The sequence below is a fragment of the Idiomarina loihiensis genome (assembly GCF_024584785.1).
In the GTDB taxonomy this organism is placed as follows: Bacteria; Pseudomonadota; Gammaproteobacteria; order Enterobacterales; family Alteromonadaceae; genus Pseudidiomarina; species Pseudidiomarina fusca.
On sequence record NZ_CP074112.1, the window covers coordinates 1,834,919 to 1,855,106 of the forward strand.

A 20,188-nucleotide genomic window follows, 5' to 3' on the forward strand; every position below is an offset into this window, starting at 1 on the left:
AGTCTCTCTTTTCTCTTATCTAGCTTGGGTTAGTCTGAGCCGAATAGATCACGGGTATAGACGCGATCAGCGACGTCTTGTAGATCGTCGGTGAGTCGGTTCGACACAATCAAGCAGCATGAGTTCTTAAACTCGTTCAAATCATTGATAACTTTTGAATTGTAGAAAGTCGGCTCTTGTAGCACTGGCTCGTACACGATTACTTCAACGCCTTTGGCTTTGAGGCGTTTCATGATGCCCTGCACGGCTGAGGCACGGAAATTATCGGAGCCGGCCTTCATCACTAGGCGGTAGATGCCGACGCATTTAGGTTGGCGCTTGAGAATGCTCTCTGCGACAAAGTCTTTACGGGTGCGGTTGGCATCCACAATGGCTTGAATTAAGGTTTGCGGCACGTCTTCGTAGTTGGCCAACAATTGCTTGGTGTCTTTGGGTAGGCAGTAGCCACCGTAACCGAAGCTTGGGTTGTTGTAGTGGCCGCCAATGCGCGGGTCAAGGCATACCCCATCGATGATCTGCTTGGCATTTAGGCCATGCGTTTCGGCGTACGAATCGAGTTCATTAAAGTAGGCTACACGCATCGCCAAAAAGGTGTTGGCGAATAGTTTGATGGCCTCAGCTTCAGTGGAGTCGGTAAACAGCACCTCGACGTCTTGCTTGATGGCGCCTTGCTTTAATAACGCGGCGAACTGGTTGGCCGCAGCGGTTTGTGCGCCAACGATGATGCGGCTCGGGTGCAAGTTATCGTAAAGCGCACGGCCTTCACGCAGAAACTCTGGCGAGAAGATAATGTTGCTGTCGTTACGCTGCTGCTGTAGCTGCTTGGTGTAACCCACCGGCACAGTCGATTTGATGACGATGGTGCAGTTTGGATTCACTTGGCGCACGGCATCGATGGCTTTCTCAACTGTGCTGGTGTTGAAATAGTTGGTTTTAGGATCGTAGTCCGTAGGCGTTGCGACAATCACAAAATCGGCATCTTGGTACGCCTGCACGGTATCTGTGGTGGCGCTCAGCTGCAATGGCTTGGTGGCCAGATACTCTTCGATTTCTTTATCGACAATCGGCGATTGTTTGTTATTAATCAGCGCTACTTTGCTTTCAATGATATCAACGGCAACTACCTGGTTATGTTGCGCCAACAACACGGCGTTCGACAAACCGACATAGCCCGTTCCCGCTACTGCAATTTTCATTGTAACCTCGTCCTTGTTGCGCTGCTTCGACGTTGAGGGGGTGTCGGCCCCAGCTAGGGAGCTGGGGCCGATAGTTCGTCTATCCCTCTCGTTCGTTCAGCGAGCAAATAGTAAACTTTGTAAATTTGTTAACACATGGTGGCTATTGTATGGCGCAGGCGCAGCTAGCGCAAGAGGCTTGTGTGGGAGTTTGACGGACCCGTGAGGGACTTGCGGCCCCAGCTACGGACCCAACTCCGCAGCTGGGGCCGCAAGTTCCTCCGCTCCGCAACATTGCTATGGTGGTAAACTAGCTGCTTAAGCGGGATGGAGTTGGTTGGTGGGTTTAGCTGGGAGTTGAGCTGGGGTCAGCCCCACCTACGTAGCAGGCTCCAGAGGTGGGTCTGCAAGTCCCTCAAGTTTTTCAGGGAATTTACACAAGGATGGTGATTTATGTCGCGTAGAAATCGGTATCGAGGCGCTGGAATTACTCAGCATATTTATGATCGTGGTAATAACAAACAGATTATTTTTGTCGACGACATTGACCGAGCTGCTTTTATGTCGAGTCTGTTTACCCGCGCGGCTGATTATGAAATTGCCTTACACGCGTGGGTGCTGATGTCGAATCATTTTCATATTCTGGCCACGCCTAAACATCCGGGTGCCATCAGCAAGTTTATGCAAGCGGTGAAAAGTAGCTACACCCAGTATTTTAATTCGCGGCATTCACGCACCGGCACCTTGTGGGAAGCGCGATTCAAACAAGCGCTGTCACAAGACGACAACCACATTCTGATTCTCTATCGATATATCGAGCTTAATCCTGTTCGCGCCGGCATGGTTAGAGGGCCCCGGCAATATCATTGGAGTAGCTACCATACCAACGCGCGGTTAGTGCCGAGCGAAAACATCACACCGCATCCATATTATCTGCTGCTAGGCATTGATGAGTTTACCCGCGCTCAGGCTTATCGGAATTACGTGGCAGGAAGTTTTGATAAAGATAAATCGCAGTATGAAGCGGAAGTTGCGGTGCTAAAAACGACAGCCGCGAACTTAGCAGTATTTGGCAGTGAAGAGTTCTACAAGAAGCTTTCGGCGGAGATTGACTACCCAATCACCCATTTTCAGCGGCTCACTATCCTCGCAGAGCGCTATGCCGCCGAAGAAGACGAGCTTTGAGGGACTTGCGGACCCAGCTCCGTAGCTGGGGCCGCAAGTTCCTCAACACCTAATCACTCGGGCTTGTGAAAATGCACATCCATTTGTGGGTATGGAATGCCGATGCCGTTGTTGTCTAGGGCGATCTTGATTTCGCGCATCAGATCCCAGTACACGCCCCAGTAGTCGGTGCTGTTCACCCATGGGCGTACGATAAAGTCTACAGATGAGCTGTTTAGCGCATGTACTTGGATGTTCCAAGCTGGCTCTTTCAGCAAGCGACTTTCCGCTGCCAGTACGCTTTCTAGCACTTCTTTGGTTTTGTGCAAGTCAGCGTCGTAGCTCACGCCAATCAGCAAGTCTACGCGGCGCGTATCTTCGCGGCTGTAGTTGGTGATGGGCTGGCTGGTGATTTGTGCGTTTGGCACAAACACCACTTTATTGTCTGGCGTTTTTAGCACGGTGTTGAAGATGTTTACTTCGTCTACGGTGCCTGATACGCCGCCAGCGTCTACGTATTCACCGGCGCGGAACGGACGGAATAGAATAATCAACACGCCCGAGGCCATGTTCGACAGCGAGCCTTGCAGCGATAAGCCGATGGCTAAACCGGCAGCACCCAAGATGGCGATAAACGAGGTGGTTTCGACGCCTACTTGCGACAATGCCATTAAAATCGCGGCAATAAAAATCACCGATTTGACGATGGCGCTTAAGAAGCTGATCACGGCTTTGTCGGTGCCGCGCTTCTCCATGCCTTTGCCCATCATTTTTGCGACTGAGTTGGCAATCATTTTACCGACAATCAAAATGATGATGGCGACGATAAATTTCACGGTGTAGCTTAAAATCAGCTCTTGATTCTCGCTAATCCAAGTGACCACTTGATCCATGTATTACTCCTTGTTGCTGTTGTAAGGGCTGTTGTTGCTGGCTGGGGTACGGTTTACGGCGTACGGCTTACCAGTTAAACGGGATACGCCCTTGACTATCAGGTTGTCCGATAAAACTAACCATTTCTGCCACCGGCTGTGGCGCTTGTGTGGTGGGCTTGATGCTGCCTGCCACGGATAACTGGGGACGCCCCATCGAGCCCTGCACTTTGGCCTCGACGATAAGTCCTAACCAATTGTTATCCTTGATTGTAGCAGATATTGACTGGTTAGCGGTACAGCCCAAGTGTAAGCGATAGTCTCCAAGAGCGTGCCAAGCTTGATTCAGCCGAATTTCGCTGGAGGTCCAATCTAACCTGCCTTGCATGCTATCGCAGAAACGACCGCTCGCCGTGTTGCGATTACTGTACTCATCCAGCTGCAACTGCCACTCGCCCGCCACCGTCAATGGCACCGGCAAGCGCAACTGATTCACCGACGCCTGCACATTGCCCGCCAGCTCACCACTGAGTTGAAGGACTTGCAGACCCACCTCCGGACCCTGCTCCGTAGCTGGGGCTGCAAGTTCCTCATCGGCGCTAGCAGCGACCAGCTGCACTTGGCCTTCGAATACGTTGCCGGCGGGGATGCTGAGTTGTAGGTCGAGTTTGCCCAGCAGCAGCGCCAGTGGGCTGAGCTGCCATTCTACTTGCTCGAGGTTGAGGCTGGCACCGGTGGGCAGTTGCGCCTGTAGGTTCATGGTGCCGCGCCACAAGGTACCTTGCAGTGGCGTGATGTGGGTGCCGGCTGGCAGGGCATCATTAGCAAGGCTGAGCCAACGCGCTGGGGCAGTGGCGAGTAAAATAATCAGATACAGCGGCAGTAACCACCACCATAATTTAAATAACTTCATCTTGGGCTTAAGCTCCACTTACTTGTAAACGCCGCACTCGCACCACACCTGGCTCGTTCGCCGCCACCGCATCTACTTGCTCAACGGTTAGGCCGGCTTGGCTTTGCAATTGCTCTATCAGGCGCAGCAGGGTGTTAAATTCGATGCTATCAATCACCACAATCAGGCTGTTGGATTGCGGCTGCATGCGGGTGATTTCGATTTGGTTGCGACTGGCCAGTTGCGTGACTCGCTCGCTTAAACCGCCGCGGATGCTAGCGTTAGGTGCGGTGCTAGCTGTAGCGCTTGCCCCTTGGCCTTTAGCGGCCAGATAGCGACCGGTGTTTTCACGTACCCATTGCAGCAGCTCTTGTTGCGCTTGAATCTGCAATTGACGGTCGCGCTTGCCATCGGCAATCGGTTTATAGGCTAGAAAATACAGCAGGGTGATGAGGAATAACGAACCGCACACCACCACCAGCAGCCGCTCGCGCGAGTTCAGCTGGTGATAACGTTCTTGCCATGGCGCTAATGTCTTGTTGATAAAATCCATAGATGTTCCTGTGTTGCTCTTAGCCTGCACGTTTGATGGTGAGGTTGCCGTTAATCGCGCCATCTTGGTTACTGGTTGGCCCCTGCTCTACGCTTACCTGGCCGCCTTGGTTGGCTACTTTTCTAAAGTTTTCGAGGCTGGCAAAGCTTTCGGCACGTACTTGCAAGCGTAAGGTGTTGGCGTCGTAGCGCACCAACTCTAGTTTAATGTCTTGCTGTGCGTTAAAGGCGGGCTCGAGTGCTTGCAGCAAAGTAAGTGGTGACTCACTTGCGCCCTGACCTCCGATACCACTGAGGTGTTGATTCAGCTGGCTGCGTACATTAACGATACGGGTTTCGTTCGGGAACACGCCTTTATAAGTGTCTTCAATGGCTTGTTGCAAGGCGGTGGATTGCTGCCCTAATTGCACGTATTCAATCACTTGGCTGGCATAACCTAGCACCACCAAAATGCCGGCGGCGATGGCGGCTGATTTGTATTTAAAACTGCCGCCGCTGCTCTTTTTGCGTACCGGCTTGTAGCTGTGTTGACGGAGGTTTATCGGAGCGATTTGGCGCTGATAACGTACGTTGGCTTTCTTTTCATCAGCACTGGTATCAGTGTCGGCATCAGTGCTGGCATCAGTATCGTTCAGTTGGTTATTGTAGGTCAGCGCCATCAACGAAAGCGGGTGCTCAAGGTTGGCTGTTGGATCAATCAACGTGGCTTGTTGCTCGCCTACTAGCTGCTCAAGCAACATCTGCGCGATGGCAGGCTCGGCACTAAAACCGCTGTATGCCCCGGTGCGCACCAGCTGCTCTTTGCCGAGTGGCCCTTCGATAATACAGGTGGTGATGATGGCTTCGGGCGTTGCTGCCACCGGCAGCATAAAGCTGTCGGCGTACATGGCATCAACGCTTAAACCCTGTGCTTCAAACGCCGCCAACCATTGCTCCATTTTGTCGTGGGCAACCACGTTTACCGGTATCGGCCCTTGGTGCTTGCGCGCCAGGTTTGGCCAGCAAAAATGTAAGTCAGCGATATCCTGCGCTAGTTCGTCTTCTAAGGTGTTGGGGATAACTTGCGCTAGCATGCGCATGGCCGAAGCCGGCAGCTCTACTTGCGTTTGCAGCACTTCGGTGCTGGGCACATAGGCAATCAGGCGCCGCGTGCGCGCTTGCTCAGTTAATTGCGCCAATTGTTGCGGCTGACTTATTTCGCCGCTGGCAATCACCTCGCGCTGGCCAACATTCCAGCACAGCCACTGCGCTCCAAGCAAGGGCTCGGCACTGGGGGCGTTAGCACTAAGGCGAATAAATAGCTGTTCCATTACGGCTCTCCTAACCCGCGATACAGTACTTGGGTCTGCTCGTTGGTAATTAATAACTGGCTATGCGCATCGATTTCAAGGTCGCCGACCGTAATGCGGCTATGGACCTCAAAATATTTGCTTTTTACATCAAAATCTTCCAGCGCCCCACCAAGAACCTCATTGGTGACGCTAGGATCTCGCGGGCCACCGCCTAAATTTGGCCGAATTTGCCCTTGGGCGGCGTTATTCAGTACGCCATTGCCCTTAGCGTCTTCCACTGATTCATAGCCGGCTTGCGGACGATTATTAATAAAGCTTTTCGCATCTTCAAGGCTGAGCGCGCCTAAGCTCACGGCATGCAGCAAGTTCGCTTGCTCTGACGATACCGTATTAAGATTAATCTTCAAGCTGTTATCCCGTGGGATAACGCATACGTACGGCTTGATTTTGTGGTACAGCGGTGCGGTTACCCCGCGCACTAATCTAAATTCACTGATATGGTTCAGCCATGTATTACCGGCATTGTGCGGAAACTGCTGACTCTGATAGTCACTGGTTTCGGCGCCATAGGTACCGCTACCACCGGTACCTATGTCATCATCAGGATCTAACCAATCGGCCAGTGAATCCACTATCACATCCACTGCGTAGGCTTCCATGCTGTCGTCGATTGCCATCAGCAACATGCGCAGTTGCGCTTTACGCCGTACTAAGCGCATTTTGGTGGCTTCATCTAGCGCGCTGCCGTCTATGCCGCCGGGGTTGTTATTATCATTACTAGTAACCATGCGTAAAGAATTCAGGTTAAAGCAGCTGTGTAAATCTTTAATGCGCCCGGCAATGCTGCCTCCCACCACGGGAAAGGCCACGCCGTTTTGGCTTTGCTGATACCACACTTGGTCTTGGCTGGCGATGCCTTCGCTATCGGCTAATTCGCGTTGTAATAATTCTCGTACCACTTCTTCGGCGCTTAAGCTGTACCAATAAGCTTGCTCTGCTTGTTGTAAATTGCCGGTGCGTAGAACGCTAGTTTGTAAGCGCCCACTTAAGCTAATAGCCAGCACGCTCACTAAGGCGACTACTAATAGCACCATTAACAGCGCTACTCCGCGCTGGCGTGAAGGAAGCTGCGCCCTAACTGCCCTAACCATTACCGTCACCTGGTTGTTGCTGCTGCTCGGCTTCGCGGCGCTGAGTTTCTTCTACTTCGCTCATTGGCGTCAGTAACAACACCCGTTCAATCACGCCCCAGCTGTTGGTGTGCACGCGCAGCAGCAGTGCTGGCGGTAATTCGCCGGTGGCTCGTTGGCTTTGAATATTGCGGCTACTACCAAACTCGTTGGCCTGGTCATTGAGTTCTTTGCTGTAGCCTAAGAACTCGACTTCTAGCGCGGTGACGCCTTCTAACATCGGCCGTTTGGTAAAGGAGTCTTCGCCATCGGCTACATCCACAAAGATCGCTGATTGCCGCCACAAGGTGTCCTCTTCAATGCTGTAGACAACCGGCTGCAATTCGCTGCGCGGAAAGATGCCAGCGGGGTTAAACCAACCGCTGCGGACAAAAGCTAACAGGTTTTCTTCGGCTAAGAGATAGAAATCGGTGCTGGTTTGGCGCGGTACTATGTGGCGGATATCTTGCTCAATCAGCAGCATGGTGTATTGCAGTTGTTCTAATTGGGCAATGGCTTGTTCGCTTTGCTCGCTGGTGCGCATCATGGCGTTCACCACGGCAGCGCTGGCTAGCCCGATTACCGCCATAATGGCAACCGTAACCAGCACTTCAACTAAGGTAAAACCAGCGCGGCGCATCAGTCGTCCCACTCGTTATTATTCACCGAGCGTTGATCGGTGGCAGATTGGGGGCCTAAAAAGCGTGCTAACTGATGCAACTCGCGGGCATCTGCAGACGGGCCACTAATCACAGAGCTTTCTTGGCGCGGCTCGTACACACTCACCACTACTTGATAGACGCCAGCAGTGGCTGTTTTGCTGACACTGGCGCGCCACGGCCAATACTGGTCAGCGATCAGCTCACTGCCGCTGTCACCATTCTCCGGTGGATAAGCTAGGGTCATGCGCGCTAACGCATTAGACGCGGCTAAGCGCGCCATAGTTTTTTCTTGCATGTAACTGAGGTTGCTCAGATGCTGACTAGAGGCCATCACCGCTGCCGTTGCTGCGAGCGCAAAGATGCTCAAGGCAATCATTACCTCCACCAAGGTGAAGCCGCGTGCTAACCTAGTCATCACGTACTCGCTCGAGGCTTAGCGCTAGGCCATCGCTGCTGTGAATGCGCCATGCGGTACCGGCGCGCAGCGCAAAATCATCCTGCAGCACCAGCTCAAAGGGCTGCATCTCGCCACTGCCAAAAATCATCAGTTGCGGCATTGGCTCGCTTTTGCGGCTTGCTCGCGCGCCTCGGCCCGCTTCATCGTCACCCGACTGTAATACATTGCCCCGAGCACTGCCATTGCTGGAATTACGATCCCCACTAGCAGTACTAGTAGATGAACTGGCGAAAGCGTCATCTTCAACTCCAAAAATATCCACTAAATCTATGTCTTCTTGCTCAAGTAGGGCAAGCTCGGTACTACTAATTTGCATCGAAAGCTGTTGATCTAACTGATGCGGACGTAACCCTCGTTCGTTGATGTTCTGCCAAATGCCATCGCGGTACTGCACAAAGCGATAGCTGATGCCGTCATCAATACGTAGGCCTAAAATGGCATGACGCACCAGCGCATAGTCGCGGGCGTAGTTTAACCTTTGATACAGCATCCGCGCTTGGTCTTCGACACTGGTATCACGCCGATCGGGCACCACAAAGCTGACGGTAAGGGCCAACATGGCAATAACCGCCAAAGTGACCATCACTTCAATTAAGGTAAAACCGCGGCGGCGCTGCATTCCCATCAGTTACTGGTATCCGCTACTGATCAAGGTTCCAGTTGCCGATATCGTCATCGGTACCAGGTTGACGATCTTCGCCGGCTGAAAAAATATCGATATCGCCATTCTCGCCCGGGCTAAGTAAGAGATAATCGCTCCCGTACGGGTCTTTCGGTAGGCGTTTAATGTAGCCACCACGGCGATAGTTACGCGGCGCTGGCTCGCTGGTTGGCTCGTTCACTAAAGCCTCTAAGCCTTGCTCAGTAGTAGGAAACAAACCGTTATCTAGGCGATACTGCGCTAAGGCATTCTCGAGCGAGATAATATCGGTTTTGGCTTTTTGGCGGTTGGCCTGTTCACCGGCACCTAACACGTTGGGCAAAATCAACGAGGCTAAAAGACCCAAGATGGCGATAACTACCATCACTTCGATAAGACTAAAACCTGTTTGTTTTTTCATCGGATTCACCTCTAATAACAAGAATAATTACAAGCCGACGCTTTGATTAAGCGCCAAAATCGGCTGAATAATAGCTAGTACAATTAATAAGACCACGCCGGCCATGCCAACGATCAGTGCTGGCTCAAATATTTTTAGCGCAACGTTCATGGTGGTCTCAAAATCACGGTCTTGGTTATCCGCAGCCCGCCCGAGCAATTGCTCGAGTTCACCGGATTTTTCACCGGCCGCAATCATGTGCAGCATCATCGGCGGAAACAGTTTGCTCTGCGCCAAGGCGGCGCGCAAGCTACTGCCCTCGCGTACGCGGTCGCAGGCTTCGTCGATGGCGATTTGCATAGCGCGGTTGGTCATCACCTTGCCAGTAATTTTCAGCGCATCTAACAAAGGCACCGCCGACGCCGCTAAGATACTAAGGGTGCGAGCAAAACGTGCGGTATTCACGGCCTTGATCACCCGCCCCACTAACGGCACTTTCAATACAAACGCATCAAATTTATCGCGCCGTTCAGGTTTGCGCAGCAATTGTCCGCCCACTGCTAACCCGAGCAAGATCATAATCAAGGCGATCAGCCCATAGGCTTGTAAGAATTCGCTGGCCGCCAGCAAGAACCGGGTGGTAGCTGGCAAGGCTTGGTCTAGGTCGCTGAATTGTTCCACGATTTGTGGCACCACGCTCACCAATAAGAAGATAACCACGCCTATCGCCACTAAGGTCATGATGGCGGGATAAACCAGCGCTTGCACCAACTGCCCTTTGAGGCGGTTGCGTTGCTCGGTGTAATCAGCCAAGCGGTTCAGCACCTCGCCAAGATGGCCCGAGCGTTCGCCAGCGGCCACCATTGAGGTGAATAACTTATCAAACACATGGGGGTATTCGGCCATGGCTTCGGCCAACGAATAGCCTTCCACAACCTTGGAACGCACCGCCATCAGCAGCTTCTGCAAGCGCACCTTATCGGTTTGTTCGGATACCGCAAACAACGCCTGCTCCAGTGGTAACGCTGCACTTACTAAGGTGGCCAACTGGCGCGTGATCAGCGCCAAATCGCCGGCACTTACCCCACGCGTCTGCAACCTGGTTAATAGCGAGGGACTTGCGGACCCAGCTCCGGACCCGGCTGCGGAGCGAGCTCCAGAGCTGGGGCTGACAGTTTCTCCACGGGCGCGGCTGCGTCCTTGCTCGGCGAGCTCGACGCTGACCGGGATCAGCCCTTGCTCGCGCAGTTGCGAGCGCACTTGGCGCTCGGTATCGGCTTCAATCACGCCTTTGGTTTTACGGCCACTGGCATTCAGTGCCTGAAATGCATATGCTGCCACGCCCTACTCCTCGCGCGTTACCCGCAACACTTCTTCTAAAGTGGTGCGGCCTTGCAGCACCTTAGCTAAGCCGTCGTCACGGATGCTGGGAGCGTGTTTGCGGGCATATTTTTCGATAGCTTGTTCACCATGTCCGCTGTGGATAAGTTCACGGACTTTCTCGTCCACCACCAACAGCTCATGGATACCGGTACGGCCGCGATAGCCGGTGTGATTACATTTGTCGCAGCCCACCGCACGGTACAAGGTTGCGCCTTTTTTCTTTTTAATCTCAAAGGCATCAGCCACGTAGGCCAGTTCGTCTGCGGTGGCTTCGTAGGCTTCTTTGCAGTCGTCGCACAGAGTACGTACTAAGCGCTGCGCCAGTACCGCCAGTAACGACGACGACAGCAAGAAGGGCTCCACGCCCATGTCTTCTAGCCGCGAAATGGCGCCGGCGGCGGTGTTGGTGTGCAACGTAGAGAGTACCAAGTGCCCGGTTAACGAGGCCTGTACGCCAATTTGTGCGGTTTCTACGTCGCGGATCTCACCCACCATCACCACGTCTGGGTCTTGCCGCAAGATAGCGCGCAAGCCACGGGCAAAGGTCATATCAACTTTGGCGTTTACCTGCATTTGGCCGATGCCTTCGATGGAATATTCAATCGGGTCTTCAACGGTCAAAATATTTCGGTCGCGCGAATTAATTTCCATCAAGCCGGCGTATAAGGTGGTGGATTTACCCGAGCCGGTGGGCCCGGTCACCAAAATGATGCCGTGTGGCTTGTTAATCAACTGCGAAAAGACCTTGCGGTTGGCTTCGGTCATACCCAGTTGTTCGAGGTTCAAACGCGCATTATTTTTGTCGAGCAAGCGTAGTACCACCCGCTCGCCATGGTTGGATGGCATGGTTGATACCCGCACATCTACGGCACGGCCGGCAATCAGCAAGCTAATACGGCCATCTTGTGGCACCCGCTTTTCTGCGATATCCAGCTGCGCCATGACCTTAATGCGTGACACCAACAGCGAGCTTAACTTGCGATTGGGGCGAATGATTTCGCGCAGTACGCCGTCTATCCGAAAGCGCACCAACAGTTCTTTTTCAAAGGTTTCGATATGGATATCTGAGGCGCCTTCTTTGATCGCCTCAGACAACATGGCGTTGATAAGCTTGATGATGGGCGCATCGTCTTCGCTTTCTAATAAATCTTCGGTTTGCGGTAGCTCATCGGCTAACGAGAATAGGTTGCTTTCGTTACCTATGTCTTCCATCAGCTGTTTCGCTTCAGACGAATCGCGCTGATAGGCTTGGGTGAGGATGGCCTCAAACTCGTCGTTAGGGTGATACTCAATGGCAAAGCTACGCCCGAGCACCCGCCGTACTTCAAGCAAGGTGTGGGGGCTAACGCCCTGGCGCGCATGCACCACCGGCTTACTCGTGACCTCGGTGGATTCGTCGGCGGCTACATCAGTATTGTCAGGCGCGGACGCCGGCATGGCCACTATCACTCCGTGACGCTTCGCAAACGCAAAAGGCAACCGCTTCGGTGCCACTTGCGCGGCAACATCAGCGATATCAGTCATTGTTGTTACCTTCTGTGGAGGAACTTGCAGACCCAGCTCCGGACCTGGCTCCAGAGGTGGGGCTGACCCCCTCCTCCAACCCCTGCTCCCAGTTCGGTGGCAAGATCAGCTCATCATTGTATGCTGGCAGGCGCGGCTGTGAGGTGAGTGGCATCAAGGCGATGCCCTCTTCGTCGCGCTGCAATTGCTGGGCCCGAATAAAGTTGTATTTACGGCTAGAGATCTGGCTTGCTACGCCACTATCGCGCACAATGCGGGGCCGTAAAAATACCATCAGGTTACGTTTTTGACGGGTGGTTGAGGTGCTCTTAAAGAGGTTGCCCAACCAAGGAATATCACCGAGCAATGGCACTTTGGAGACGGACTCTTGCACGTCTTCGTCAATCAGGCCGCCCAGCACGATGGTTTCGCCGTCTTCAGCCATCACCACGGTGCTCAGCTCACGTTTGTTGACAATGATATCGACGCTGGTAGCCCCACTGATGCTGGACACTTCCTGCTCAATCACCAATTGTACGGCGTTACCTTCGTTGATTTGTGGGGTGACTTTAAGCTTAATACCTACGTCTTCACGCTCTACTGTCTGAAACGGATTGTCGTTACTAGAGCCGGTGGTTGAGCCGGTAATAGTAGGTACCGATTGGCCCACCAAAAACGAGGCTTCTTCGTTATCCAAGGTCATGATGCTGGGCGTGGCCAAGATGTTCGAGTTGGTGTTGCTGCTCACCGCTTGAATGATGGCGCCCCAATCGTTACGCAATACGCCTACCATCATGCCGTTCACGTTACCTAACACCTGCGCTAACAACGAGGCATCGCCGGGAGTATCCGGCTGACTGGTGGTTAACGGGTTGCCGGCATTGTCTATCTGGGTGGTGGTGGTTCCTTCACGCTCGCGCGCCATGTAAGCCCCCAAAGCGAGCTGACCGATAGGCGCTTGCCGACCGTTGTTGTATTGCACCATACCACCGTCTTCGCTAATCCATTGCAGGCCTAAATCGATGCCATCGCCTTCCATGATTTCTACGATAATGGCTTCTACATGCACTTGGGCGCGGCGAATATCCAACTGCCGAATCACGCTTTCTAGGCTAGTCAGCAAATCAGGCGCAGCGGTAATAACCAACGAGTTGCTGGCTTCGTGGGCGCTGATGCTGATTTCGGCGCTGCTGCCACCGGTGCGGCGCGCGGCTGCGGCTGGCACTGTGCCACCACCCGAGGCGGCTTTTTCTGCTTGTAAGCTTTGGCTCACGCCTTGCAATACGTCCACTAAATCTGGCGCCTTAGCATATTTCAGGTAATAGACGCGGGTGTTACCTTCGGTTTTCAAATCTTGATCGAGCTGGTTGATGAGTTTGACCACTCGCTCGCGGGCGCGCGGCTCACCACTAACCACCACGCTGTTGGTACGTTCGTCGGCAACGATTTTAGGAATCAACAACGCAGGCGAGCCATCGTTGGCTTTTTCAAATAAAGCCGAGGCAATCCGCACCACCTCTGAGGCCGACGCGTACTCGAGTTTAATCACTTCAACGTCTTGGTTTCCGGCACGGTCGACGCGCTCAACAATCTCCACAATACGCTGCACAGTCTCGCTGCGGCCAGTAATGATCAGCACGTTCGACGAATCGTAGTTGACCACGTTGCCGCCGCCGGCTTGGTCGTTCAGCAACCGCAATAATGGCGCTAGCTCACGTACGGCCACGTTTTGCACCGGCACCACGCGGGTGATCAAGGTATCGCCACCTAACGAGTTATCGTCAACTACCGGAATGGCACCGTTGCGTGCGTCTTTGTCGCGCATCACTTTAATCACCCCAGACTCCATGGTGACCGTTGCAAAGCCGTGCACTTCTAAGATATTCAAAAAGAACTGCCAGTATTGCGATTCAGTCATCACATCGTAGCTACGCACATCAATGCGGCCGCGCACGTCAGGATCGATGATGATGGTTTTGCCGAGGTTACGGCCCACCACCTGAATAAACTCAGTGATTTCGGTGTTTTTAAAGCTGGCCGTATATTCCACCGGTTTATCTTGAGCCTGCCGTGCAGCTTGCGCGAAGGCTTGCTCAGGAGCGGTGTAGGCAGCGCCGAGCGCGAGGCCCAAGGCGATAGCGACCGAAAGTGAGGTTTTACGCATACGGGTTCCTTTCATTACTCTTCACCTTGCGGTAAATCATTGATATCTAATCGCAAGTCGATGTATTCAGTGCCGCGCACCACGGTGACAGTGGCAGCGGTCATGGTCGCCAACTCATTAGTTAGTTTGATGGCGGTGGCGATGTTGGTTAAATCTTGGCCATTGATAGCCACGGCTAAATCGCCGCTTTTAAACCCGGCTTGGTTAAACAGCGCGGGGTTGGCTCCGGGCGAGAGGCGATAGCCTTTTAAGCCGCTACCTTCGCGCACCGGCGCTATCCGAATAAAAGTAAGCAAGGCTTGCGCTTTGGCTTGGGCAGCGCCTTCAAGCTGTGGGCCAGGGTCAGTGGCGGGCACGCCGCGGTCGGTTGCCGTAGGCGGTAAGCCACCGGCGACGGGCCCGGCTGCAACGTTGGCGCCGGCTTGATTGTTGTTACGCTGCATGTTCGCCATGGTCAGCGATAAGCCTTCGCTTAACTCACCTATGCCTTCTAGCTCTAAGGTTTCTAAGCGACCGTTGTTATCTAAGATCACGCGGTCGGCGTAAATTTCGTGAATACCCACCTGCGTGCCCGATAGTTTTTCGCCCACCACATAGACTTCTTGTTTACCGGTACGTTCAATGATGGCGGCCGAACGGGCTGGGTTGGAAGATGCCGACACCCCCAGCAAGCGTACATTCAAGGTGGTTTTGGGAGCGTTCTGAGCGGCTACTTGTTGCTGTTGTTTGACCTCGGCGCTGCCAAATAATTGCAGCCGCACGAGGCCACTGATGCTTGGCGCAACGTTGCTATTGGCACTGGCTGGCTGGCGAATCGGGCCGGTTGGCACCTCCGCGCGAGGTGTGATCAGCTGCCAGGTGAGCTGGGCGGCAAACCACACGGCAACGACGGCACATACGGCGGTAATAAGGCTGTTGCCGTAACGCTGCAACAGGGCAACGGCTTGATTATTCTGTATCTGCATGGATGATTAATGCGCTTTCGTTATAATTTTGTGACATCTGCATGGTTAGGTCATTCTAGCTTGCTCTGCGCCAAGTGAACAGATCAAAATTGCGGAATCTGGTATAATGCCTACAACTTCTTACATTAATATTACTGTTGTGGATGAACCTATGAATTACCCAACCGATCAGCTGTTACGCTACACCTTTATTGACCAAGATGTGCGCGGCGAATTAGTGCAGCTTACCAGTAGCTACCAGCGGATGCTACAAGGACATGATTATGCGGCGCCAGTACAACGCCTGTTAGGCGAATTGATGGCGGCCACCTCGCTGTTAACGGCGACCTTGAAGTTTGAAGGCCATATTGCGTTGCAGCTGCAAGGCGATGGCCCGATTAACTTTTTGGCGGTGAATGGTTCGCATCATCAGCAACTACGCGGTATCGCCCGCGTGCGTGAAGCCATCAGCGATGAGCAGACCGGGCTGCGTGAGTTGTTGGGCAAAGCGGTGATGGTGATTACCCTAACCCCACTTGAGGGCGAGCGCTATCAAGGGGTGGTGAGCGGTGATGGCGATAGCATTGCGGAAATTATTGAAAACTATTTTATGCAATCCGAGCAGTTAAACACGCGCTTGTGGTTGCACGCCGATGGCGAACATGCAGCGGGGATGCTATTGCAGGTGATGCCGGCGGCTGGCAAAGATTTGACTGGGTTTGAGCACTTGCAACATCTTACTGCCACCATGACCGCTGCCGAACTCTACAGTTTGCCTGGCACTGAAGTGCTGCACCGCTTGTATCATGAAGAACAAGTAGAAGTGTATCCGCCAATGCCGGTTAGTTTTGAGTGTGGTTGTTCGCGTGAGCGTACGCTAGAGGCGTTAGCCACGGTAGAGCCAAGCGAGCTGCATGAGATTTTAACGCAAGATGGCGAAATCGTGATGACCTGCGAATATTGCAACGCACAATATGTGTTTAGTGAAGCCGATTTAGTGGGTTAAGTGCCGCCGAACATAACAACGCCGCTGTTATTGCTGTTTGAACTTCAGCAATTGGCGGCGTTCTTTTTTGTCGGGTTTGTGGTCGGGGTGCGGATTATAAAGCGCATTCATTTTGCGCAGCTCGGCTTCTTTTTCGCGCCGCTCGATGCTGGCTGGGGTTTCTCGGTAAAGCTCTTGGGCCAGCGGAGCGCTGAGGCGGTTTTCGCTCAGACCTAACACTTCAACTTCAAACAAATCATGGCCGCGCGGGGCTTTGATCAGCTGCCCCACGTTGACCATTTTGGCTGGCTTACACTTCTGGCCATCTACCGATACTTTACCGGATTGCACCATTTGGCGTGCTAGCGAGCGGGTTTTGTAAAACCGCGCTGCCCATAACCATTTGTCGATGCGCACCATAGGCTACACCTACTTTCTCTTTTTAATAAACTTCATCAAGCGCTTACGTTTGCGCATTTGAGTCATGGTGAGTTTATTTTTGCGGCCAGCAAACGGGTTAACCGACTCTTTAAACTCCACCTTGATGGGGGTACCCATCACCGCTAAGCTCTTGCGGAAGTAGTTCATCAGATAACGCTTGTACGAGTTAGGCAGGTGATCCACTTGGTTGCCGTGTACGATAATACGCGGTGGGTTGTAGCCACCGGCGTGGGCGTACTTGAGTTTCACCCGACGTCCGCTCACCAACGGCGGCTGATGGTCATCGACAGCGGCTTCTAAAATACGGGTAAGTTTTGCTGTACCTACGCGCGCTGACGCCGAGGCGTAAGCTTCTAGTACCGACTCAAACAAGTTGCCAACGCCGCTGCCATGCAGTGCTGAGATAAAATGCACTCGCGCAAAATCAACAAAGCCTAAGCGACGGTCTAGCTCGCGTTTGATTTCTTCGCGCTGATCGTTCGAGAGGCCATCCCATTTGTTCACCGCAATCACGATCGAACGACCGGCATTTAAGGCAAAGCCAATCAGGTTCAGGTCTTGATCTGAAACGGTTTCGCGCGCATCCATCACCGCAATCACCACGTTGGCGTCTTCGATGGCTTGCAGGGTTTTGATGACCGAGAATTTTTCTACGGTTTCATCAATGCGGCCACGGCGACGTACACCGGCGGTATCAATCAAAATGTATTGGCGACCATCGCGCTCCATCGGAATATACACCGAATCGCGTGTGGTGCCTGGCATGTCATACACCACCACCCGTTCTTCGCCAAGAATACGGTTGGTTAGGGTCGATTTACCGACGTTAGGCCGACCGACAATGGCGAGTTTCAGCGGTAGCGCATCGTAATCAATTTCGTCGTGATCACGAGTACCCAGCTGGCCGATGATGTTGCCTTCATGGTCAATAATATGGCCGTCGGCATCCACAATGTTGCCTTCCGGGTCATAAATATTGCCATCTTCGTCGGGCTCAACCACGGCGCCTTCGGCATCAATCAGATTACCTTCAGCGTCGATATCGACCGCTTCGCCACTGGCAGCAACCGGAATTTTCACCTCGGGGTAAGCTTCTAATAACGGGTCAAAGCAGCCTTGTAGCAAGGCCTCTACGCCGCGGCCATGAGCCGCAGCAATGCCGTGCACTTCGCCTAGGCCTAGCTCGTAGAAATCCGCCCGCGCCGCGTTAGCGTCGATACCATCGATTTTATTAGCAACCACGTAGGCCTGTTTGCCAATGCGACGCAAGTGTGCGGCAATGCCCATATCGGCGGCTGTGATACCATCGCGAGCATCCACCATAAATAGCACCACGTCGGCTTCGTCGATGGCCCGCAAGGATTGCGCCGCCATCTCCGCATCGATGCCTTCTTCGTCGCCGTGCACACCCGCGGTGTCCACCACAATAAATTGGTACCCGTCGTAGTTCGCCTGGCCGTATTTGCGATCACGCGTTAGCCCAGGAAAGTCCGCCACTAGCGCATCGCGCGTGCGGGTTAAACGATTAAACAGGGTTGATTTGCCCACATTGGGGCGCCCGACCAGGGCCACTACGGGTAACATATAGGTTTAAATCCTTACCGCGAGTAACGTGCCGTCGCGTAATTGTAAATACAAGGTATCGCCATCGGCTACCGGCGCCACATAAACGCCTTCGCCTACTTCTAAGCGGCCCACGGTGTCACCGCTTAAGATATCTAAAAAGTGCAGGTAACCTAAGCTGTCACCCACCACAATGTAATTGCCAAAGCGCACCGGTGCGGTTAAGCCACGGCCGGTATAATCGGTGTTCGACCAGATCTCTACGCCGCCATCAGTGTTCACCGAGCTGACGGTGTCTTCATGGTCGGTTAAGAATAACCGGCCACCCGCCATGATCAGGTTTTGAAACGACGAGTACTCGCGCGTCCACACGGTACGGCCGCTGCGCAATTCGATGGCTGCTAATTGGCCGTTATAGGCTACGTTATACGCTAAGCCACCCGATACCACTGCGGCCGAGTCTAAATCCACCATGCGCTGTAATTCGGTATTGCCTTTAGGTACCGCTAAGCGCGCCTCCCAGGCTGGTTGGCCGTTTTCAGCGATAATCACCATCAACTTACCGGTTGCGGTGCCAACAAACACCCCGCCTGCGGTCATAACTGGTGCGGCCGTGCCACGAAGACTTAAGGCTGGCGATTCAGTGACCATGTCCCACACTTGCTCGCCAGTTTCCGCATCAAGCGCAATCACTTCACCGGTAGCGCCTTTGACAACCACCAAACCGTCGCCCACGGCTGGATCGGCTAAGATTTCGCTTTGTACTTGGGCATGCCAAATCAGCTCGCCGTTGTCGGCATTAAGCACTACCACATCGCCATTTTCGCTGGCTAGGTACAAGCGCCCTTCAGCTAAGGTCAAGCCGCCGCTGATTCGAACTGGTTCGCCGCTGCTCCAAAAACCACCGCTTTCTAAACCTAACATATCCAGCAGGTTTACTTGCCAAATGGCTTGGCCGTTAGCTTTGTTTAATGCGGCTACGACGCCTTCGCGGTCGGCTGCAAAAATACGTTCAGCATCGGTCACTGGGTTTAGGTGCGAGAAGTATTCGCCCACGCCACTACCTACCGACTCGTCCCACACTACCCGTGGCTGCACTTGCTGATCAAACGGCTGCAAGAACTTATAGGTAGGTTCTTCGTCGTCAAATATCGAGCACCCTGCTAGCACTAAACCAGCCAAGGCTACTGCGGTGAGTTTTGCTGTTACTGCTAATTTCATGATGCCGCCGGAATGCTTTTAAGTTTTAAATCAGCCAAGCTGTTCGGATTTGCCGCTACTGCTGCTTGATAGGCTGCACGCGCGCCGGCTAAATCGCCTTTGGCTTGCAACACATCCCCTTTAATTTCAGCTGCGATGGCCTGAAAACCTTCCATAGTTTCTGCTGCTTGCACGGCTGCTAAAGCTGCGTCATATTGCTCTTGGGCGAACAATAAGCGCGCCTGACGGATATCAGCAACCGCCTTCAAGGCACCTTTGGCTTGGTCGCGCACGCTTTGCAACGCGCTTACTGCGGTAGCTAAATCGCCTTGTTTAGCTGCGGCACCAGCTAGCTCTAACGCCGCCAAATGGGCGTAGGTGCTGCCGCTGTTGGCGCTCATAAATTCTTGTGCCGCTACCGAGGCTTGCTCATCTTCGGCGGTAAGCTTAGCAACGATTTGAGCATAGTCGCTCGATTGCTGCTCTTGCTTGGCGATGGTTTGCGCATCGTAATAGCGCCATCCGTAAAACAGTGCAAAACCAATCACTAAGCCAGCAACGATGCCTTTACCGTGATCTTTCCAAAACTGTTTGATTTGTTCGACTTGTTGTTCTTCAGTTTCCATGTTTAACCTCGTTGGTAGGTTGTAAAAACCTAGCTGTTAGCTGTTAGCTATTGGATATTACAAAACCCGTTGCCGCAGCTGCTCGTGCCTAATGTCTAATAGCT

20 protein-coding genes are annotated in these 20,188 nt (G+C 53.2%); 2 read left to right on the top strand and 18 right to left on the bottom strand.

Annotated elements, in window-relative coordinates:
- Positions 1–29: 29 nt before the first annotated feature.
- Positions 30–1,196: a nucleotide sugar dehydrogenase gene (locus KGF88_RS08800; RefSeq protein ID WP_153826838.1), complete on the bottom strand. Its 1,167-nt coding sequence runs from the start codon at positions 1,194–1,196 to the stop codon at positions 30–32.
- A 432-nt stretch (positions 1,197–1,628) separates the two neighbouring features.
- Here KGF88_RS08800 and KGF88_RS08805 point away from each other — a divergent pair, with 432 nt between their 5' ends.
- Positions 1,629–2,360, top strand: coding sequence for a transposase (locus KGF88_RS08805; RefSeq protein ID WP_110076533.1), 732 nt, complete (start codon positions 1,629–1,631; stop codon positions 2,358–2,360).
- A gap of 53 nt (positions 2,361–2,413) precedes the next feature.
- Here the strand turns inward: KGF88_RS08805 and KGF88_RS08810 are convergent, their stop codons facing one another.
- The 13 genes from KGF88_RS08810 to gspC form a co-directional block, all read right to left on the bottom strand.
- Positions 2,414–3,232: a mechanosensitive ion channel domain-containing protein gene (locus KGF88_RS08810; protein WP_153826839.1), complete on the bottom strand. Its 819-nt coding sequence runs from the start codon at positions 3,230–3,232 to the stop codon at positions 2,414–2,416.
- A 67-nt stretch (positions 3,233–3,299) separates the two neighbouring features.
- Complete coding sequence (gspN, locus tag KGF88_RS08815) at positions 3,300–4,124, bottom strand: type II secretion system protein N (RefSeq protein WP_153826840.1); 825 nt, start codon at positions 4,122–4,124, stop codon at positions 3,300–3,302.
- Positions 4,125–4,131: 7 nt separating this feature from the next.
- Positions 4,132–4,656: a type II secretion system protein GspM gene (gene gspM, locus KGF88_RS08820; protein ID WP_162014587.1), complete on the bottom strand. Its 525-nt coding sequence runs from the start codon at positions 4,654–4,656 to the stop codon at positions 4,132–4,134.
- Positions 4,657–4,675: 19 nt separating this feature from the next.
- On the bottom strand, positions 4,676–5,965 hold the full coding sequence (gene gspL, locus KGF88_RS08825; protein WP_153826842.1) for a type II secretion system protein GspL: 1,290 nt from the start codon (positions 5,963–5,965) through the stop codon (positions 4,676–4,678).
- Complete coding sequence (gene gspK, locus KGF88_RS08830) at positions 5,965–7,098, bottom strand: type II secretion system minor pseudopilin GspK (protein ID WP_153826843.1); 1,134 nt, start codon at positions 7,096–7,098, stop codon at positions 5,965–5,967. Before gspK ends, gspL begins: the two co-directional genes overlap by 1 nt.
- On the bottom strand, positions 7,091–7,756 hold the full coding sequence (gene gspJ / locus KGF88_RS08835) for a type II secretion system minor pseudopilin GspJ (protein WP_238387594.1): 666 nt from the start codon (positions 7,754–7,756) through the stop codon (positions 7,091–7,093). Before gspJ ends, gspK begins: the two co-directional genes overlap by 8 nt.
- A complete protein-coding gene (gene gspI / locus KGF88_RS08840) occupies positions 7,756–8,193 on the bottom strand; it encodes a type II secretion system minor pseudopilin GspI (protein ID WP_153826845.1) in 438 nt (145 codons plus the stop codon). The genes gspJ and gspI overlap by 1 nt, the downstream gene beginning before the upstream one ends.
- Complete coding sequence (locus KGF88_RS08845; protein WP_110076525.1) at positions 8,186–8,860, bottom strand: pilus assembly FimT family protein; 675 nt, start codon at positions 8,858–8,860, stop codon at positions 8,186–8,188. Before KGF88_RS08845 ends, gspI begins: the two co-directional genes overlap by 8 nt.
- Before the next feature lie 16 nt (positions 8,861–8,876).
- Positions 8,877–9,305 carry a type II secretion system major pseudopilin GspG gene (gene gspG, locus KGF88_RS08850; RefSeq protein ID WP_369744175.1) on the bottom strand — a complete coding sequence of 143 codons (429 nt, stop codon included), beginning with the start codon at positions 9,303–9,305 and terminating at the stop codon, positions 8,877–8,879.
- Positions 9,306–9,323: 18 nt separating this feature from the next.
- Positions 9,324–10,616, bottom strand: a complete 1,293-nt coding sequence (gene gspF / locus KGF88_RS08855; protein WP_162014588.1) for a type II secretion system inner membrane protein GspF — start codon at positions 10,614–10,616, stop codon at positions 9,324–9,326.
- 3 nt (positions 10,617–10,619) lie between these two features.
- Complete coding sequence (gene gspE, locus KGF88_RS08860; protein ID WP_153826846.1) at positions 10,620–12,182, bottom strand: type II secretion system ATPase GspE; 1,563 nt, start codon at positions 12,180–12,182, stop codon at positions 10,620–10,622.
- Entirely contained in the window at positions 12,175–14,340 is a 2,166-nt protein-coding gene (gene gspD, locus KGF88_RS08865) for a type II secretion system secretin GspD (RefSeq protein WP_153826847.1), read from the bottom strand. The genes gspE and gspD overlap by 8 nt, the downstream gene beginning before the upstream one ends.
- Entirely contained in the window at positions 14,340–15,290 is a 951-nt protein-coding gene (gspC, locus tag KGF88_RS08870) for a type II secretion system protein GspC (RefSeq protein WP_153826848.1), read from the bottom strand. The genes gspD and gspC overlap by 1 nt, the downstream gene beginning before the upstream one ends.
- A gap of 151 nt (positions 15,291–15,441) precedes the next feature.
- On the opposite strand from gspC, the gene hslO reads away from it, so the two are divergent.
- Positions 15,442–16,275 carry an Hsp33 family molecular chaperone HslO gene (gene hslO / locus KGF88_RS08875; RefSeq protein WP_110076550.1) on the top strand — a complete coding sequence of 278 codons (834 nt, stop codon included), beginning with the start codon at positions 15,442–15,444 and terminating at the stop codon, positions 16,273–16,275.
- Between the two features lie 27 nt (positions 16,276–16,302).
- Here the strand turns inward: hslO and KGF88_RS08880 are convergent, their stop codons facing one another.
- Genes KGF88_RS08880 through KGF88_RS08895 form a run of 4 tightly spaced genes read right to left on the bottom strand, consistent with a single transcriptional unit; the run spans position 16,303 to position 20,084 of the window.
- Positions 16,303–16,674 (bottom strand): RNA-binding S4 domain-containing protein, encoded by a 372-nt coding sequence (locus tag KGF88_RS08880; RefSeq protein ID WP_110076519.1) that lies wholly within the window; start codon positions 16,672–16,674, stop codon positions 16,303–16,305.
- A gap of 9 nt (positions 16,675–16,683) precedes the next feature.
- Positions 16,684–18,279, bottom strand: a complete 1,596-nt coding sequence (der, locus tag KGF88_RS08885; RefSeq protein WP_153826849.1) for a ribosome biogenesis GTPase Der — start codon at positions 18,277–18,279, stop codon at positions 16,684–16,686.
- Between the two features lie 6 nt (positions 18,280–18,285).
- Positions 18,286–19,479, bottom strand: a complete 1,194-nt coding sequence (gene bamB, locus KGF88_RS08890; protein ID WP_153826850.1) for an outer membrane protein assembly factor BamB — start codon at positions 19,477–19,479, stop codon at positions 18,286–18,288.
- Positions 19,476–20,084 carry a YfgM family protein gene (locus tag KGF88_RS08895; protein WP_153826851.1) on the bottom strand — a complete coding sequence of 203 codons (609 nt, stop codon included), beginning with the start codon at positions 20,082–20,084 and terminating at the stop codon, positions 19,476–19,478. The genes bamB and KGF88_RS08895 overlap by 4 nt, the downstream gene beginning before the upstream one ends.
- Between the last annotated feature and the right edge of the window lie 104 nt (positions 20,085–20,188).

Bases quoted from the DNA above. Each gene is read 5' to 3' on its own strand.
- gspK (WP_153826843.1), bottom strand. From the start codon at position 7,098: ATGGTTAGGGCAGTTAGGGCGCAGCTTCCTTCACGCCAGCGCGGAGTA.
- KGF88_RS08895 (WP_153826851.1), bottom strand. From the start codon at position 20,084: ATGGAAACTGAAGAACAACAAGTCGAACAAATCAAACAGTTTTGGAAA.
- der (WP_153826849.1), bottom strand. From the start codon at position 18,279: ATGTTACCCGTAGTGGCCCTGGTCGGGCGCCCCAATGTGGGCAAATCA.
- gspM (WP_162014587.1), bottom strand. From the start codon at position 4,656: ATGGATTTTATCAACAAGACATTAGCGCCATGGCAAGAACGTTATCAC.
- gspD (WP_153826847.1), bottom strand. From the start codon at position 14,340: ATGAAAGGAACCCGTATGCGTAAAACCTCACTTTCGGTCGCTATCGCC.
- KGF88_RS08845 (WP_110076525.1), bottom strand. From the start codon at position 8,860: ATGGGAATGCAGCGCCGCCGCGGTTTTACCTTAATTGAAGTGATGGTC.
- gspE (WP_153826846.1), bottom strand. From the start codon at position 12,182: ATGACTGATATCGCTGATGTTGCCGCGCAAGTGGCACCGAAGCGGTTG.
- gspL (WP_153826842.1), bottom strand. From the start codon at position 5,965: ATGGAACAGCTATTTATTCGCCTTAGTGCTAACGCCCCCAGTGCCGAG.
- gspC (WP_153826848.1), bottom strand. From the start codon at position 15,290: ATGCAGATACAGAATAATCAAGCCGTTGCCCTGTTGCAGCGTTACGGC.
- gspN (WP_153826840.1), bottom strand. From the start codon at position 4,124: ATGAAGTTATTTAAATTATGGTGGTGGTTACTGCCGCTGTATCTGATT.
- KGF88_RS08805 (WP_110076533.1), top strand. From the start codon at position 1,629: ATGTCGCGTAGAAATCGGTATCGAGGCGCTGGAATTACTCAGCATATT.
- KGF88_RS08800 (WP_153826838.1), bottom strand. From the start codon at position 1,196: ATGAAAATTGCAGTAGCGGGAACGGGCTATGTCGGTTTGTCGAACGCC.
- gspJ (WP_238387594.1), bottom strand. From the start codon at position 7,756: ATGCGCCGCGCTGGTTTTACCTTAGTTGAAGTGCTGGTTACGGTTGCC.
- bamB (WP_153826850.1), bottom strand. From the start codon at position 19,479: ATGAAATTAGCAGTAACAGCAAAACTCACCGCAGTAGCCTTGGCTGGT.
- KGF88_RS08880 (WP_110076519.1), bottom strand. From the start codon at position 16,674: ATGGTGCGCATCGACAAATGGTTATGGGCAGCGCGGTTTTACAAAACC.
- gspI (WP_153826845.1), bottom strand. From the start codon at position 8,193: ATGACTAGGTTAGCACGCGGCTTCACCTTGGTGGAGGTAATGATTGCC.
- KGF88_RS08810 (WP_153826839.1), bottom strand. From the start codon at position 3,232: ATGGATCAAGTGGTCACTTGGATTAGCGAGAATCAAGAGCTGATTTTA.
- hslO (WP_110076550.1), top strand. From the start codon at position 15,442: ATGAATTACCCAACCGATCAGCTGTTACGCTACACCTTTATTGACCAA.